The sequence below is a fragment of the Saprospira grandis str. Lewin genome (genome assembly GCF_000250635.1).
In the GTDB taxonomy this organism is placed as follows: Bacteria; Bacteroidota; Bacteroidia; order Chitinophagales; family Saprospiraceae; genus Saprospira; species Saprospira grandis.
Genome location: NC_016940.1, coordinates 1,280,734 through 1,296,613, shown reverse-complemented (window position 1 = coordinate 1,296,613; position 15,880 = coordinate 1,280,734). Strand labels below are relative to the sequence as shown.

Genomic DNA, 15,880 nt, shown 5'->3' with positions numbered 1-15,880 from the left:
TTTGGCCCAAATTTTTCTAAGAAATCAACTAAAAATATCGTTCTAGCGTATTAAAATTTGTTAAAGCAAAATGAATGGCCCTATTTTACGGCCCAATCAAATCTAGAAACTGCAAATTTTAACAAAAATACGCTATCTTCTTTTTTGCCCTCCGCTTAATCAACAGAACTATAGTTATGATCCGTAAACTCCTCTTAATTACTGCCGCTTGTAGCCTACTTATTGCCTTCCGCTGGCAGCAAGGGCAAGATAATCAACCCCAAATTAGTGGCGACCTCTCTAACCGAGAAGAATTGCTGCTCGAAGTGGTGCTCCAAAGTATGCGCTACAACCATTATGCACCAGAAGCCATCAATGATGAGTTTTCTGAAAAGGTCTATACCCTTTACCTCAAGCGGATGGACCTCAATAAGCGCTTTTTCTTGGCCGATGATGTCAAAAAGTTTGAAGACTTTAAATTTAAACTCGATGATGCCGCCCAAGCTGGCGATTTTAGCTTTTTTAATCTGGTCAATAATACCTTTGACGAAAGAATTAAGCAGGTAGAAGGCTATTATGAAGACATTTTGGCCAAACCCTTTCGCTTTGCCCAAAAAGGCGAGTTTCAAATGGATGGCGAAAAATTAGAGTTCCTCAAGGATCCCGAAGAACTAAAAGCCCGCTGGTACGATTACCTCAAATTACAGGTTCTTGGCCGTGTGCATGACCGCCTCGAGCGACAAGAAAAAGCCCAAGAAAAAGGCGAGGAAGTCGATAGCATCAAAACCTTTGAGGAAATAGAAAAAGAGGAGCGCGAAAAGCTGCTCAAAAGCTACCGAGAATGGTCAGAAAATATCAAGAAAGATAGCCGTGACGACCGTATTGCCAATTATGTCAATGCCTTTGCCAATGCCCACGAACCACACTCTGGCTATTTTCCCCCACTCGAAAAAGAGAACTTTAATATCCGTATGTCGGGCAAATTAGAGGGAATCGGTGCCCAGCTTCGCCAAGAAGATGGCTACATTAAGGTGGTGAATATTGTGCCCGGCTCAGCCTCTTGGAAACAAGGCGAGCTAGAGGTGAATGACAAAATTATTAAGGTGGCCCAAGGCAATGAAGAGGCCGTCAATGTAGTCGATATGCGCATTGATGACGTTTTGCCCATGATCCGCGGCAAAAAAGGCACCGAGGTGCGCCTAACAGTCAAGAAAACAAGTGGCGAAACTAAGGTGATTCCAATCATCCGCGATGTGGTGGTCCTAGAAGAAAGTTACGCCAAATCGGCTATCGTAGAACACAAAAAGGCCGGCGTGAAAATGGGCCTTATTGATCTGCGTAGCTTTTATGCCGATTTTCAAGACCCCAACGGCCGCCGCTGTGCTACTGATGTGGAAGCGGAGGTCCGCAAATTACTCCAAGAAAATATTGATGGTATCGTGATCGACCTCCGCTTTAATGGCGGTGGCTCGCTCTCTGATGTGGTCAAAATGACCGGCCTATTTATTGACCGCGGCCCCGTGGTACAGGTCAAAAGCCGCGATAATCGCCCCTATGTGCTAGAAGATAAAGAGGCCGGCGCCCTCTATAATGGCCCCCTCATTATTCTCGTAAATGCCTATTCTGCCTCGGCTTCTGAGATTATGGCGGCCGCTTTGCAGGACTATGGCCGCGCCATTATTGTCGGCACGAGCCCCTCTACTTTTGGTAAGGGAACTGTGCAGCGCTTTATGGATCTAGATGCGGTGGTGCCGCCTCGCTACAAAGATTTGGGCGCACTCGGTAGCCTCAAAATTACAATCCAAAAGTTCTATCGCATCAATGGCGGCTCTACCCAACTCAAAGGGGTAGAACCCGATATCGTGCTGCCCGGTAGCTATAGCTACCTCAAAGTAGGCGAAAAAGATGAGGATTATCCCATGGCTTGGTCCGAAATTGATCCGGCCAATTATCATAAAAAGAAAATGAAGGCCTTGCCCAAATTGCAAAGCAAAAGCGCAAAACGCCAAGCAAAAAGCAAAACTTTTCAGTTGCTAGAAGAGCACGGAAAATGGCTGGAAAAACAACAGGGCGAAACCGTTTATCCGCTTCAGCTAGAAGATTATGAGGCCCATCAGGCCAAAACCGATAAGGAGGCCGAGCAGTATAAGGATATGATGCCCAAAATTGAGGACTTTTCTATCTATAACCTCAAGGCCGATAAGGAGCAAATCGCTCTCGATAGCGTGAAGGCCAAAAGCTTTGAGAAATGGCATGCTGGCTTAGAAAAAGACGCTTACCTCGAAGAGGTCGCCTTTATCCTTAAAGATTATATGAAACTGAAAAAGTAAAACTAGATCCCCTTTCGTTTAGAGAGGGGATTTTTTTTGGGGCCTCCTGCCTACGGCAGGCGCTACGCTTTGGGGCTCGCAGGTCTGCTCGGCCCTTCGCCAGCAAGCTGGCTCGGTCTGCGGCTTCGCCGCCCCCCTCCGCATCGCTAGGCCTGCGGGCGCTGCGCGCCCTGCAAAACCGCAATTGGACCAAAATGACAGCTCAAAACTATCTTTTTTGCCATTTTGGCAGCCTTTTTCTTGTGTTTTTGCCATTTTGGCAGTTGTTTTTCTTCTTTTGGCCCTTGGTCCCAAACTTGTCTAATGGAGGATGAAGCTTCGATAGACATACTGGCCCAAGGCCAGCTTAAATAGTAAAAGAGTAAGAAAAATAATAGAGTTATGAAAAACGCAAAAGCAAATCACTTCTTTGGTTTCCCTTTCAATGAATTTGGTAAAGAGCTAGAGCAACTGCTCAAGCAAGAACCCCTACAACAGTTTTTTGGTCAAGACCAAGCCCATCAGCAACCTATGCTCAATGTCTTTGAGACAGAAGCTGGCCTTTTGCTAGAACTAGCGGCTCCGGGCTTCCAAAAAGAAGATTTTAAATTGGAGCTAGAGAAGGACCTTCTGCATATCTCAGCTAAGAGAAATGTTAAGGAACTGACTGAAAATGTTAAAGTTAGACGAAGAGAGTTTGCCTTTACAACCTTTGAGCGCAAGCTCCGTTTATCTAATAAATACGACTTAGAAAGTATTACTGCTAGCTATGAAAATGGCATTCTCCAACTAGAGGTTCCCAAAAAGCAGGAGCCTAAAAAAGAGAAAATCAGTATTCAGGTTCAGTAAGAGTTTTTTGGTTTTCCAGAGGCTTAATTCAATTTAAGCCAAAGGTTAAGGTTTTAGGGTTATTAAGTGAAGTCGAGTCTGCCTAGTGCAGGCTCGGCTTTTTTGGTCCAATGGCGGTGGACAGGCGGCGGAGCCGCCGCAGGCTATAGCCAAATTTAAATGCACTCACTTTTATAGTTTGCAGCAATTTTCCGCTAGTCGGCCCTATTTTTCTCGGCCATAGCGAAGGCTATGCCCTTAAAAAATAGCTGGTCTAGCCAAAAATTCATAGCAAACTATAGCCAAAGCAGCGCAATTAAATCTGGCTGAGGGGCTGTAGCAGGGCGGCGAAGCCGCAGACCCAGCAAAATGAGCGCAGCGAAATTTTGCGCAGGGCCGAGCAGACCTGCGAGCTGCGCAATGGCCCGACCCAAGGCCGAAGGCCGCAGGGGCAGCCCCCAAAAATTATTGTCGAATTCCCAGTTTATAATAAACTGCCTTGGCCTTAGAAAAACGTGAACGAAACTTATCTAGGGCCTTATTGACCTCCTCCTCAGAAGAGTAGTCGCCCACCATAAAACTGATAAATCCCTGCTCGTCAATGTCGAGAAAAACAGTTGAAAAGGCCATAAAAATAGGGTGGTCTAGGGCCGGACTCTCTTGGCTGCGACTCAGCTCAATTTTGTAGCCGCTATAATTGGGGGGAATTGGGCCGGGAATCGTGGGCTTTTGTTGCGCTTTTTGCTGGCTGGGGTCCTTTTCTTTAAAGTAGGAGCTATTATTGGCGGCCAAAATCTCGGACTCTAGCTCTTCTTGCATGATCGAGGCCAGCGGGCGGTTGATATAATCCTCATCATCGACCACATCGAGGACCAACAGCTCGGTTCGTCTATTTTGTTGGTGCAACTCCTCGCTACAGCTAATGCCATCGACACAAGAGTTGAGGGGTTTAGACTCGCCATAGCCCTGCGCCTTAACCCGATCGGCCCCATTGGGGAGGCGTTCTTGAATATATTGGACCACATTATTGGCCCGATTCTGCGAAAGCTCCAAATTGAAGGCCTTGCTCCCTCGGCAATCGGTATGGGCCGAAAGTTCCATATAGACATTGGGGTTGTCGCGCATCATCTCGGCCAATTGGTCGAGGGTGGCATAGCTTTCGGGCCGAATTTGCGAGCTCCCATAATCATAGTAAATATTGTCCAACTTCATTTTTTCGCCCACAGCCAAGGGCCTCAAATTCACATTGCTGACCAAAGTGCCCATGCTGTTGTCCTGCGTGAGCGATTCGGCCACCCCAGGCGTAAGCTCTCCAAAGCCCTCCATGCACAAAATGCAATCATTAACATTCACATTGGCCCGCATTCGCTTGCTATAATAGCCCTGTTTGCGGAGCATAAAAATGTACTCATTGCCCTGCTCCATCAAAAAAGAAATTTCATGATGGGGATGTTCCACTAGGCGAAGCTCCTGCTTATACTGCGTTTTATTATAGATTTCGATCGTAACGCCCTCTAGGCTATATTCGCCAGCGGCTAGGCTATCGCCTTGGCCTTGCAAAAACTCGGTAATACTAAGCTCGAGCAAATAGCCAGGCAGACGGTCTAGGCCTACTTTTTTATAGATCGTACTATCGCTACCATCGAGTTGGAGCGAAAAAGTTTGGCTAGAAAAAATTTTGTGTTGAATTTGGACCTGATACTCCTTTTGGGCCAAGGGCAAACAAGCCCGACAACGGCCCAGAGAATCGGTTTTTAGGCGGTAGCTCAGGCTATCGGCAGGCCGCCAAAAGCGAATATTTGCATCTGCAATCAAGCCGCTGTTATCTTTGGCATAAAGATAGAGTTCTACCGTTTGACAAGAGTTTGTCTGGGCCCAACTTTCAGCAAAAAGACTGGCTCCCAAAAAAACGAGCAGACAAAATAGCTGTTTCATTATTTCAATTTTAACTTTTAGCGCAATGCAATTTCAAATCTTCTTTATCCTATTGACTTTGCTCTCTATGGCGGCCCTTCGCCTAGAGGCGCAGAGTTTTAAGGGCTTGCCGCAGGGCAATGAGCGCATCGCATCTTCTAATAAGAGTGAGGAGCAAAAGTTGCTAGAACTCGTTAATGAACTTCGACAAACTAGGGGGCTGGCAGCCCTCAGCTGGTCTAAGGAACTCAGTTGGGCAGCAAGATATCATGCCAAAGATATGATAATAGACGGATATTTTGAACATGGGCTCTATGACCGCAAAGGCCGAAAACTAAAAAAAGTGGCCGATACCTTTGAAAAAATTAAGCCCTTTTGCCAAAGGGAGCTCTTTCCTATGTCTGAAAATATTGCGGTGGGCACCGCCACCGCCGCCGCCGTTTTTGAGCTCTGGTATAACAGTCCTGGCCATCTTAAAAATATGCTGGACCCCGATGCCCGCTTTATGGGCGCAGGTTTTGTTGCCGATGAAGATAGCGAATGGGGCTATTATTGGGCGCAGATTTTTGGCCAATAAACAGCAAAGCCGCAAAGGAATTTCTCCTTTGCGGCTTTTTTATGCCCTTCGTTCCACCTATTTATTGGCCTCTAAGGGAGCAGCACAAGAGCTACATTTTAAGCTGCCAGGCTTGTTCATTGTACCGCAGTACCCACATTTGATGGGCGAAGCTTTTTTCTCTTCGACTTCTTGCTTAGCCGTTTCTTCTGCTTTCTGATCGGCCTTTGCTTTTTCTTTTTCATCGGCTTTTTTCTGGGCCGTTTTGACCACTTCTTGTAAGCGCTTTTGGGCCGAACTCAACTGCCGCTCGGCATCATTAACAATGCCATCGGCTACTGCTGCCGAGCTCACTTTGGCGCTGCGAATAAGCTCGCGAGCCTCCCGAATAGCCCGCTCGCCACTGCTTTTAGCCGCCCAAGCAGCATCTCGGTCGCTATGGTCCTTAGATTGCTGACTAGCCTTGGCCATCAGGTCTTCCAAAGTAGAAATCTTGCGGTCCATGCCCTCTAAGCCCCGCACAAATTTGGGCCGAATAATCGAGTTGGCCTCCGCCATGGCCGAAATCTTGGCCTTCTCATCAGTCATCGCCTGCGCTTCGGTCATTTTAGCCTCCGCTTTTTTCAAGATTTCCTCAAAAGCAGGCTTAAAGTTACTGTACTTGGCCGATAGCTTCTGTACATTTCCCTTGTTGGCCTCCCAGCTCTGTGTCTCGCCTTCTACACTGCGTTTACAGGCTGTTTGCCCCAAAAGTAAGGCCCCTAAAAAGGCCAAAAAGATAAAGTTTTTCATCGAAAATAGTTTTTTGGTTATCTTCTCGAATATACCACTATTTTTTCTCTTTTAACAAGACTTTTGCCCGGACTTCCAGCTTCAATGGCTCCTCATTGCCCTTCCAATTCACCAAAAGGTATTTGTATTCAGCCCCCTGCCGTCCCCGACTATCAAAACGGACATCAATATAACTTTTTTCTCCCGGCCCAATGGGCAAAAATGGCTGGCTGCCCTGTATACAACCACAACTTCCCTGCACCGATTCTATCTCTAAAGGCCGCTCTCCAGTATTCTCAAAATGAAAGCGATGCCGAAGCACTGAATCTTGAATAACCTCCCCAAAATCATGGGCCAAACTATCAAATTGAGGAAAAGCTGGCCGCAAACTGGGCTTTTTGGCCCGCTTGGGCCCACTGCTGTCTATGGCCACTACTGGCTTGGGCTCGGCTACAGGCGGAGCAGCAACCTCCTCTTTTTCTACAGGCTCTGGCGCAGGCTGATCAGCCACAACTTCTGGGGGAGGAGAACAACTCAGCAAAAAAAAGAATGAAATAATAACTTTAAATATACGCATATTTAAGGGGATTTGTTTTATTTTTTGGGGCCTCCCGCAGCAGGCTGCGGGCGCTATGTTTCGGGGCTCGCAAGTCTGCTCGGCCCTTCACAAAATTTCGCTGCGCTCATTTTGCTTGGTCTGGCCCTGCGGGCCACCCCTGCACAGCGCTAGGCCAAGGGACCGCAGAAGTTTTTGCCCTCTTCTTATTCAGAAGGGCCGCTAAGTTCCTTTAGAAAGCCTATCTTTGCCCTACAAGTTAAATTATTATGAGTAATTTCGTCGTTTCCGCCCGCAAATATCGTCCCATCCGCTTTGATTCGGTGGTGGGCCAACAACATGTTTCTAATACCCTCAAAAATGCCATCCGCTCAGAGCATTTGGCCCAAGCTTTTTTGTTTTGTGGCCCTAGAGGGGTGGGTAAAACGACCTGCGCCCGTATCTTGGCCAAATTACTCAATTGTGAAAACCCCACCTCAGATACCGAGCCCTGCGATAAATGCCCTTCTTGCACGGCCTTTAGAGAAAATGCTTCGCTCAATATTCATGAGCTAGATGCCGCCTCCAATAACTCGGTAGAGCATATTCGCTCTTTGATTGAACAAGTGCGTTTTGCTCCTCAAAAGGGCCGCTACAAAATCTATATTATTGATGAGGTGCATATGCTTTCTCAGGCGGCCTTTAATGCTTTTCTAAAAACCTTGGAGGAACCGCCCTCTTATGCCATTTTTATTTTGGCCACCACCGAGAAGCATAAAATTATTCCCACTATTCTCTCTCGCTGTCAAATTTTTGACTTTAATCGGATTCAGGTAGCCGATATGCGAGCGCATTTGGCCAAGATTTGCCAAGAAGAGGGCATTGAGGCCGAAGAAGAGGCCCTCAATATGATTGCCCAAAAGGCCGATGGCGCTCTGCGAGATGCCCTTTCTATTTTTGACCGCATGGTCAGTTTTTCAGGCAGCAATATCCGCTATGAGGATGTCATTGAAAACCTGAATATTTTAGATTACGATTATTACTTTCAGATTATTGATGCCATCTTGGCCGAGGATATGCAGCAATTGCTCCTCATCTTTGACCAAATTCAGCGAAAGGGATTTGATGGCGATATTTTCTTAGATGGCCTTTCTTTGCATTTGCGCAATTTGCTAATGGCCCAAGATGCTAGCACCCTTGGCCTTTTGGACCTTAGTGAAAAGCTGCGCCAACGCTATCAGCAGCAGGCCCAATTGGCGCCCAAAGATATTTTGGTTTCGGCCCTGAGCCTGAGCGCCGCCTGCGATGTAAATTATAAAATGGCCAGAAATAAGCGCCTACATGTTGAAATGGCTCTGATTAAAATGGCCCATATCCGCAGGGCGATACAGCCCCAAACTTTGGCCCCGCAGCAAGTTGTACAATATGTGCAAACCGTAGAAAGCAGCCCGAAGGAAGTGGTCCAAGAAGGCGCTGCCCCCAGCAAAAAACAAGAAGAACCCAAAGAAACAACTAGCCCTAAAGTAGTTGCAGCCAAAGAAGAGCCTAAGGAGGCAGCGCCAAAACTGGAAAAAAAGCCTAAAAAGAGTTTAAAGGAGCGCCTCAAAAAGAAAAAAGAAACGGCCATAGATGCCCTTAAGGCCGAAATTCAGGCTGAAGAAGAGCGCAAAAAGCAAATTGTACACAAAAGCTGGGAAGAAAAGGCTGTTTTGGCCCTTTGGGAAGCCTATGCCCAAAAAATGGAGTCGCCTTCTATGCAGGCCCTGCTGCGCTCGGCTAAATTGACGGTTTTGCCCAAAGAAGAACAGGCCCTAGGATTAGTGGTGAGTAGCCAAAGAGTAAAAGACGCTATTGGCGATGAACAGGCCCTGCTCAATCAGTTGCGAGAAGAATTTGGTCTGCCCAAATTGCAGTATAAATTTACAATAGAGGAACCCAAGGAAGAAGATATCCCCAAGCCAAAACATCGGCCGACGACCGACCGAGAGAAGTATGTCCACTTTTTGAAGCAAAATGGCTTATTGAAAGATTTTCAGAAGCGCTTTGAGCTTTTTCCACCCAAAAAGCGCTAGCCTGTTGGTCCAATTGCGGTTTTGCAGGGCGCGCAGCGCCCGCATAGGAGCGCAGCGACGCGGCTGAGGGATAGAAAGCAGTGGCCGAAGGCCAGACCCAGGGCTTTTGAAGCAAAGCGAAAAAGCCCGCAGGGCCGAGCAGACCTGCGAGCTGCGACATAGCCCGACCCAGCCGAAGGCTGGGGCAGCCCCAAAAAACACTAGTTATTTTTCTGAATGGGAAAGTTCTTATGGCGAAAGAGAATCCCTTGTTGGTAATTTTTGAAGCGCTCGTATTTTTCGCTTAAAGCGGCCACTCGTTCTGCATTGTGGTCAATAAAATAATAGTCATAATCCTGCTCGAGATCGAGCTGCATATTGTGTGGATTGAGCTGAATATTTTGATAGACTCCCGTTTCTAGATAAAACTCGAAAGTGGGGAAAAAGAGCCACCAAATGCCCAGGGTATGGGTTTCATTTTGGGGAATGCTCGCCTCCAATTCGCTCAAAATTTTTCTATCCTCTACATTATAGTACCATTCGGTCATGGTATTGGGGCGGTAGTTGAGGCCAAAAAGGCTTAGGCCCAGAACGCTAGCGAAGACCAAAGCCGTATTTTTCCATTTTTTGGCCAAGGGAAAAACCTGATAAAGGCTATACAGCAGGCTAATGAGTGAAAACTGCAGCAGGGGAAAATAAATCAGGGCCGTCCGTTGAATCAGAAACTTGACATCGAAAAGGAGGTGCAGCAAAAGATGGCCGATGCAACTAGCCAAAAGGCAGGATAAACCCAATTGAATGAAAAGGGCAGGGCCCTGACTTTTCTCTTTGATCAGCGAAAAAAGCAGGCGGGCAGCGGCAAAAATAAGCAGAAACCCAAAGCCCCAATGGATATATTTGGGCGAATGCAAAAAGGAAATATTGTGTGTATAGGATCGGGCCAAGCTGCCTATAGTATCTTGAAAAAAGCCATTATTTCCCCCAAAATAGAGCTGCTCAAAGTCGATGAGGCGAATGATGGCAGGGGCAATGGCCAGCCCTAAAACGAGGGCCGCCAGACTAGCAATACCTAGACTTTGGCCCAAAAACCGCCAGTTTCGCTCTTTTTTGAGCGCCAGCAGCAGTGCGCTGCCCAGCAAGGCGATACAAAAAACCAGGCTACTAAAATTGGCCAAAACCGCCAGCAGACAAAGGCCGACCGCCCAGCTCCAACTTCGGATAGAAGAATTGGCGACCGCCTGCAGCGAAAAATAGATCGCAGGCATAAAAAAGCCCATAGACAAGCCATAACCGCGGGCCACGGCAAAAAAATCAAACTGATAATTATTCATTAGCAGCAGGCTGAAGCCCAAAAGGACCAAAAGCTTATTTTTTGGCCCAAAAACCTGCTGCATCAGGCGCCCAGAGAAATAGAGAAAACTGAATCCCGCTAAAATATTGCTAAGGCGAACCACCAACTGATGATCGCCAAAGAGCTGCACCAAAAACTTAATCAATAAGGTATTGAGTAGGTGGTTGTTGGCCGTAGGATTGGGACCCGAATTGGTCCAGATGTCATAAATAGACCATTTGGTATAGACCAAAAAAGTAGCGGCTTCATCATGGGTCATGCTCATCTTGACCGCCTTGTAGAGTAGCAGGATACAAAAAAGAAATCCAAGACTATAAAGGGCTATTTTTTCTGCAGTAACTTTCATGATTCGGAGGGGAGGATGCGTGAAAATAATAGCGCAAAGCTAGCAAAAAAACTGGCGCAAACAAGCCTCTAGTTCTTCTCGCGCAATGGGCTTTTGCAAAAAGCCATTGATGCCTTCAATGGCTTTTTGCTCCTCTCCGCTAAGCGCAATAATGGGCGTGTTAATCTGTTGAGCTCGAATTTCTTGGCTGGCTGTTCGCCCATCTAAAACGGGCATTTGTAGGTCCATAAAAATAAGATCTACCTCTTCTTGGGCCAAAAAGTCAAGGGCTTCCTGCCCATTTTGTACAATATGCAACCGAAGCCCCATCCGTTCCAAAATTTGTTGCATCAGGCGCTGATTGATCTTATTATCCTCGGCCAAAAGTACCTTTTTATTGGTCCAGGGGTAGCTAGGACCTTCCTCCTTTTCCTCTTGGACCACCGACATTTGCTTGAGCAATAACTGCTTGATTCGTAGCGGGCGCAAAGGAGCCGAAAGTGCTGCCTGAAAGTTGCGACTGAGCTTCCGCTCTTCACCTAAGGCCAAAAGTAAAAACTGGGGGCAAGGCCAACTCAACACCTCTTCAGGGTTTTGTAACTGGCTATCAAAAAAGACAAAATCAGGGCTGGGAATAATGTCTAGCTCTGCAGCCTGATGACTAGCATCGGGCTCCCAAAACTGAAAGTATTCCATCTCCCAACGCTGGCAAATGGCCTCGAAAAAACGAGCGGCATCCTTGTTTTTGCTCAATAAAAAGAGCCGTTTGCCCTTAAATAAACTGGCCGACTTGGAGGCCGCCTTTTGTAAGGGTAAATGAAAGTAAAAACTGGCCCCCTGGCCCTCTTCACTATCTACACCAACATGGCCCCCCATCTGCTCGGCCAATTGTCGAACAATGGATAGGCCCAAACCCGTGCCCGAGCTGCTATGCGCCTGCTGATTGGACAGTTGAGAGAACTCCTTAAATAAATCGCTTTGCTTGGCTTTGGGAATCCCCACACCCTGATCCGTTAAGCGAAATTCTACCCAAACTCGATCTTCTTCCTCCCGCAATTTGGATAGATAAATAGAGATGCAGCCCTGATGACTAAACTTAATGGCATTGTCCAATAAATTTAATAGCATTTGCCGAATCTTTGTCGCATCTCCAATGAGCTGCTCTGGCAAATGGGCATCTGGAAAATAACGCAAGCTCAATCCCTTGGCTAAGGCCCTAGAGACCGCAATATTCATGGCCTCCTCTACAGCCCGCTCCAACTCAAATTCTTGCTCCTGCAAATGCCAACCTCCCGCCTCTAACTTAGAGTAATCCAAAATCTCATTGACAATCTGCAAAAGCTGCTCGCCACTTTGTTTGAGGGTCTGCGCATATTCTTGTTGCTCTTCGCTTAGGGGACCGTCTAGCAGGAGCTGGGCCATGCCCAACATTCCATTCATGGGGGTCCGAATCTCATGGCTCATCTGGGCCAAAAACTGCGACTTGGCCTGGCTGGCATCTCTTAAGGCCATGTTTTTTCCCTCCAATTGCTCCTGACTCAATTGATAGCGCTCCTTTAAGATGCCCATCAATACCCAAACCGAAAATAAAGCCACTCCCAAGCTCGTAAAACTGGTAAAGGCTACCTCGCTTGCCGGAGGATAGTAGCTGATACTCTCGGGGAAATAAAGGTGCAAAACTAACAAAAAGGCAAAGTTGCTAAAGTTGAGTACCATCGCTAACCAACGCCAACCCTCTGTTGAAATAATCATAGAGGTAAAAAAGGCCAGCAAGAGCAATATAGGCAAGTCACTATAAACTCCGCCCACTCTCATCCAAAGCCCATCTAGTAAGCTAAGCGAAATTAGAATGTAAATTACAGGCAGCCAAGGTGAAAAAGTCCTAAATTTTAGCCATAAAAATAAGCTCAAATAGCCTAAGGCCCCTAAAGTAGTGGCTAAGCGAACGACCTCTTGATAGTCATAGTATAAACTAATTAACCAATAGGTAATGCAGATGATCATACTCCAAAAACTCCCTAAAGATAAGAGTATCTTCTCTAAGCTTTCTTGCCTAAATGTTTTTGGAAAAAAATGGAGGAAACGGGGAGCAGGCATAGTTAAGTTCTCGGTCGTTAGCCCTAAGGCTATGGGGAATTGGAGATAAAAAAAGGATATCTGACTCCTAACAGCCAAAAAATCCTTGGGTTGACTTTTTCATCGAAAAGGGAATAAATCCACACTTTTTTAAATGAATCGCTAAAGCATTTACAATTTAATAAAAAATTTAGGGAGAGAAAAACTCTATTTAGAACAAGGGCGCCATTTCATAAAGCCAAGTTTTGTTTTCTTGATCTCTGCTCGCTAGGAGGTAGCTGCCCCCCGATTGCTTTATTTTTAGCTTTTTCCGTAGCTGTTCTACGCTCATTCCAAAGTTCTTACTGATGATTTGCGCTTTTTTTAAGCCTAGCTTTTTGGCCGCTTTACTAGGGTAAGGGATGGCCCGAATTAACCGAAATGCCCGGCCCGGAAAATCCAATATTTCTTTTTCACTACTATAAATATGGCTGTTGATGGCCAACTTGCTCAGCCCATAACGCTCGGCCAATAATTTAAAGGCTCCCGCCTTGAGTAGGCCTGTATGCGGCAAATATACATAACTGCCCAAGGGCCCATAATCGGCCCGAGCTTGCTCTTCTTCTGCTAATGTAAACGGAAAAGAAAAGGCCCGCTTGGGGTAAATTTCTTCTATCTGTATCTGCGGAGAGGGCTGTGGCTCTCGCCCAATTTCAAAGAGCAACTCTTTGCACTCATTGCGCCAAGCCAAAATATAAACTTGCCGAACTTTACCCCCCAATTGCTGCAAGGCCTGCTGTATGTCTAACATACTGGCCGCCTTGACCCAAACCCTAGGCGCAAGCTCCAATAATCGAGGCAAGATCTCCAGTAATTGCGGCTGACAATCATCTAAACGAAAGACTTTTTGGCCCTCCGATCTTCTGCTCGGATCAATATAAAAGCAATCTATGGCCGGCAAATTGGCCTGTTCCAGAAATTCTTCGGCCTTGCCCAAAAAAAACTCCGCCCGATCAAAGCCCAAAAGCGCAAAGTTGGCCCGCACAATTTCTTGCAACTCCTCTTGCGGCTCCACATGATAAACTCGTTCAAATTTTTGGCCCAAATAATAACTATCTACCCCAAAACCTCCCGTCAAATCAACTAGGGTGCCCCCCGCCAAGTATTCGGCCTTTTTTTGGGCCGTCATCTGGCTAGAAGACTGCTGCATCGATAAGCGAGAAGGGAATATTAAGCCCGCTCTACCCGCCCAATCTGGCAACTTTTCCTTGGCCTTTTGCCGCCCATTGACCTGCGCCAAAATAAAACTGCGGTCTAGCTCTGGCCGCTTGGCCAATTGCAAAGCCAATTGCGCCAAATCTTCCGCCTGATGCTCCGCAATGAATGCCCAATCTTCTGTTCTTCCCATTTTAGTCTGCTGTTTTTTATGCTCTTGCTGTTGTTGTTTTGGGGCCTCCTGCAGCAAAGCTGCAGGCGCTACGCTTCAGGGCTCGCAGGTCTGCTCGGCCCTGCGGCCTGACGGCCTTGGTCTGCGGCTTCGCCGCCCCCTTTCGCATCGCTAGGCCTGCGGCCCTTCGGGCCTGTAAGACGAATTTTGGAACAGCCCATCAAAGTCTTGATGTACGTTTTCGCAAATTCCTAATAGCGTCCTCCAAATGGAATGTGTCGTTTTGCAGTTGCAGAATAGCGTCCTCCAAATGGAATATGCCATTTTGCAGTTTCAGAATAGCATCCTCCAAATGGAATATGCCGTTTTGCAGTTTCAGAATAGCATCCTCCAAATGGAATGTGTCGTTTTGCAGTTTCAGAATAGCGTCCTCCAAATGGAATATGTCGTTTTGCAGTTGCAGAATAGCATCCTCCAAATGGAATATGTCGTTTTGCAGTTGCAGAATAGCGTCCTCCAAATGGAATATGCCATTTTGCAGTTTCAGAATAGCGTCCTCCAAATGGAATGTGTCGTTTTGCAGTTTCAGAATAGCGTCCTCCAAATGGAATATGCCGTTTTGCAGTTTCAGAATAGCATCCTCTAAATGGAATATGCCGTTTTGCAGTTGCAGAATAGCGTCCTCCAAATGGAATATGCCATTTTGCAGTTTCAGAATAGCATCCTCCAAATGGAATGTGTCGTTTTGCAGTTGCAGAATAGCATCCTCCAAATGGGCTTCAGCCCATCGGCCCAAAACTACCCAGCCGCCAAAGAAGAAACTTAAGCTAGAAAAAGGCAGATGAGCGGCCTAGCGATGTGTAGCAGTGCGGCGCAGCCGCAGACCAAGGCCGTCAGGCCGCAGGGCCGAGCGAAGAGCGAGCTGCGGAACGTAGCGCCCGCCGAAGGCGGGAGGCCCCAAAACAGCAGCGAGCTGCGGAACGACAACAAGGCCTTTAGGCCGCAGTTCGACGACTGAAGGGAGTAACCGCCCGCCGAAGGCGGGAGGCCCCAAAAAAAAAGGCTACTTTTCAGCAGCCTTTATCTTCTTGGGCTTTAACTAGCCATTATTTTTAGCGTGATCGGCCAAAAACTTTTGCAAGCCAATATCGGTAAGTGGATGTTTGAGCATGCCTTTCATGGCAGAAAGGGGGCAAGTGACCACATCGGCGCCAAGTTCTGCGCACTGCACAATATGCAAGGGATTGCGGATAGAGGCGGCCAAAACCTGAGTGCGGAAAGCAAAGTTTTGGTAGATATGTACAATCTGCTCGATCAACTCCACGCCACTCCAGTTAATGTCGTCAATGCGGCCAATAAAGGGAGAAACATAGGTAGCGCCTGCTTTGGCGGCCAAAATAGCCTGTCCAGCAGAAAAGACGAGGGTACAGTTGGTCTTGATGCCTTTGTCGCTAAAATAGCGAAGGGCCTTCACGCCATCCTCAATCATAGGGACCTTCACGACGATATTGGGGTGTAGGGCGGCTAGGGCTTCGCCTTCTTTGATCATGCCCTCAAAATCGGTGGAAATCACTTCGGCACTTACGGGGCCATCTACAAGCTTGCAGATGTTTAGATAATGCTGGCGGACGGCCTCCTCGCCTTTGATGCCTTCTTTGGCCATGAGAGAGGGATTGGTGGTTACACCATCCAAAACGCCAAGATCGGCGGCTTCTTTAATTTGGGCCAGATTGGCCGTATCCACAAAAAATTTCATAGAAATAAAAAGCTTTGAAGAGGTCGAGCCTCTATGTTTGAAATGCGAATTGGCTGCAAGTTA

At 47.1% G+C, this 15,880-nt stretch carries 13 protein-coding genes; 6 read left to right on the top strand and 7 right to left on the bottom strand.

Features of this window, described 5'->3' with window-relative positions; translation table 11 throughout:
* Positions 1–176: 176 nt before the first annotated feature.
* Entirely contained in the window at positions 177–2,309 is a 2,133-nt protein-coding gene (locus SGRA_RS05665) for a carboxy terminal-processing peptidase (protein WP_015691652.1), read from the top strand.
* A 381-nt stretch (positions 2,310–2,690) separates the two neighbouring features.
* On the top strand, positions 2,691–3,137 hold the full coding sequence (locus SGRA_RS05660; RefSeq protein WP_015691650.1) for an Hsp20/alpha crystallin family protein: 447 nt from the start codon (positions 2,691–2,693) through the stop codon (positions 3,135–3,137).
* Between the two features lie 444 nt (positions 3,138–3,581).
* Here SGRA_RS05660 and SGRA_RS05655 read toward each other — a convergent pair whose 3' ends face one another.
* On the bottom strand, positions 3,582–5,051 hold the full coding sequence (locus SGRA_RS05655; protein ID WP_015691649.1) for an OmpA family protein: 1,470 nt from the start codon (positions 5,049–5,051) through the stop codon (positions 3,582–3,584).
* 25 nt (positions 5,052–5,076) lie between these two features.
* On the opposite strand from SGRA_RS05655, the gene SGRA_RS05650 reads away from it, so the two are divergent.
* Positions 5,077–5,607, top strand: coding sequence for a CAP domain-containing protein (locus tag SGRA_RS05650; protein WP_015691648.1), 531 nt, complete (start codon positions 5,077–5,079; stop codon positions 5,605–5,607).
* 57 nt (positions 5,608–5,664) lie between these two features.
* Here the strand turns inward: SGRA_RS05650 and SGRA_RS05645 are convergent, their stop codons facing one another.
* Both SGRA_RS05645 and SGRA_RS05640 read right to left on the bottom strand, forming a co-directional pair.
* Entirely contained in the window at positions 5,665–6,378 is a 714-nt protein-coding gene (locus tag SGRA_RS05645) for a hypothetical protein (protein ID WP_015691647.1), read from the bottom strand.
* A gap of 37 nt (positions 6,379–6,415) precedes the next feature.
* Entirely contained in the window at positions 6,416–6,934 is a 519-nt protein-coding gene (locus SGRA_RS05640) for a DUF1573 domain-containing protein (protein ID WP_015691646.1), read from the bottom strand.
* A gap of 248 nt (positions 6,935–7,182) precedes the next feature.
* Here SGRA_RS05640 and SGRA_RS05635 point away from each other — a divergent pair, with 248 nt between their 5' ends.
* A complete protein-coding gene (locus SGRA_RS05635) occupies positions 7,183–8,964 on the top strand; it encodes a DNA polymerase III subunit gamma/tau (RefSeq protein WP_015691645.1) in 1,782 nt (593 codons plus the stop codon).
* Positions 8,965–9,164: 200 nt separating this feature from the next.
* Here SGRA_RS05635 and SGRA_RS05630 read toward each other — a convergent pair whose 3' ends face one another.
* From SGRA_RS05630 to SGRA_RS05620, 3 genes are all read right to left on the bottom strand, one after another.
* The gene (locus SGRA_RS05630; protein ID WP_015691644.1) at positions 9,165–10,640 is read right to left on the bottom strand and encodes a hypothetical protein; all 1,476 of its coding nucleotides are present in this window, start codon (positions 10,638–10,640) and stop codon (positions 9,165–9,167) included.
* A gap of 39 nt (positions 10,641–10,679) precedes the next feature.
* On the bottom strand, positions 10,680–12,623 hold the full coding sequence (locus SGRA_RS05625; protein WP_187288183.1) for an ATP-binding protein: 1,944 nt from the start codon (positions 12,621–12,623) through the stop codon (positions 10,680–10,682).
* Positions 12,624–12,906: 283 nt separating this feature from the next.
* Complete coding sequence (locus SGRA_RS05620; RefSeq protein WP_015691642.1) at positions 12,907–14,082, bottom strand: THUMP-like domain-containing protein; 1,176 nt, start codon at positions 14,080–14,082, stop codon at positions 12,907–12,909.
* Between the two features lie 247 nt (positions 14,083–14,329).
* Between SGRA_RS05620 and SGRA_RS05615 the strand changes: the two genes are divergently transcribed.
* Entirely contained in the window at positions 14,330–14,707 is a 378-nt protein-coding gene (locus SGRA_RS05615) for a hypothetical protein (RefSeq protein WP_015691641.1), read from the top strand.
* On the top strand, positions 14,708–14,887 hold the full coding sequence (locus SGRA_RS05610) for a hypothetical protein (RefSeq protein WP_015691640.1): 180 nt from the start codon (positions 14,708–14,710) through the stop codon (positions 14,885–14,887).
* 273 nt (positions 14,888–15,160) lie between these two features.
* On the opposite strand, the gene fsa is transcribed toward SGRA_RS05610, so the two are convergent.
* Positions 15,161–15,817 carry a fructose-6-phosphate aldolase gene (gene fsa / locus SGRA_RS05605; protein ID WP_015691638.1) on the bottom strand — a complete coding sequence of 219 codons (657 nt, stop codon included), beginning with the start codon at positions 15,815–15,817 and terminating at the stop codon, positions 15,161–15,163.
* Positions 15,818–15,880: the final 63 nt, after the last annotated feature.

Bases quoted from the DNA above. Each gene is read 5' to 3' on its own strand.
- SGRA_RS05615 (WP_015691641.1), top strand. From the start codon at position 14,330: ATGGAATGTGTCGTTTTGCAGTTGCAGAATAGCGTCCTCCAAATGGAA.
- fsa (WP_015691638.1), bottom strand. From the start codon at position 15,817: ATGAAATTTTTTGTGGATACGGCCAATCTGGCCCAAATTAAAGAAGCC.
- SGRA_RS05635 (WP_015691645.1), top strand. From the start codon at position 7,183: ATGAGTAATTTCGTCGTTTCCGCCCGCAAATATCGTCCCATCCGCTTT.
- SGRA_RS05630 (WP_015691644.1), bottom strand. From the start codon at position 10,640: ATGAAAGTTACTGCAGAAAAAATAGCCCTTTATAGTCTTGGATTTCTT.
- SGRA_RS05650 (WP_015691648.1), top strand. From the start codon at position 5,077: ATGCAATTTCAAATCTTCTTTATCCTATTGACTTTGCTCTCTATGGCG.
- SGRA_RS05665 (WP_015691652.1), top strand. From the start codon at position 177: ATGATCCGTAAACTCCTCTTAATTACTGCCGCTTGTAGCCTACTTATT.
- SGRA_RS05640 (WP_015691646.1), bottom strand. From the start codon at position 6,934: ATGCGTATATTTAAAGTTATTATTTCATTCTTTTTTTTGCTGAGTTGT.
- SGRA_RS05610 (WP_015691640.1), top strand. From the start codon at position 14,708: ATGGAATATGCCGTTTTGCAGTTGCAGAATAGCGTCCTCCAAATGGAA.
- SGRA_RS05620 (WP_015691642.1), bottom strand. From the start codon at position 14,082: ATGGGAAGAACAGAAGATTGGGCATTCATTGCGGAGCATCAGGCGGAA.
- SGRA_RS05660 (WP_015691650.1), top strand. From the start codon at position 2,691: ATGAAAAACGCAAAAGCAAATCACTTCTTTGGTTTCCCTTTCAATGAA.
- SGRA_RS05645 (WP_015691647.1), bottom strand. From the start codon at position 6,378: ATGAAAAACTTTATCTTTTTGGCCTTTTTAGGGGCCTTACTTTTGGGG.
- SGRA_RS05625 (WP_187288183.1), bottom strand. From the start codon at position 12,623: ATGATCATCTGCATTACCTATTGGTTAATTAGTTTATACTATGACTAT.
- SGRA_RS05655 (WP_015691649.1), bottom strand. From the start codon at position 5,051: ATGAAACAGCTATTTTGTCTGCTCGTTTTTTTGGGAGCCAGTCTTTTT.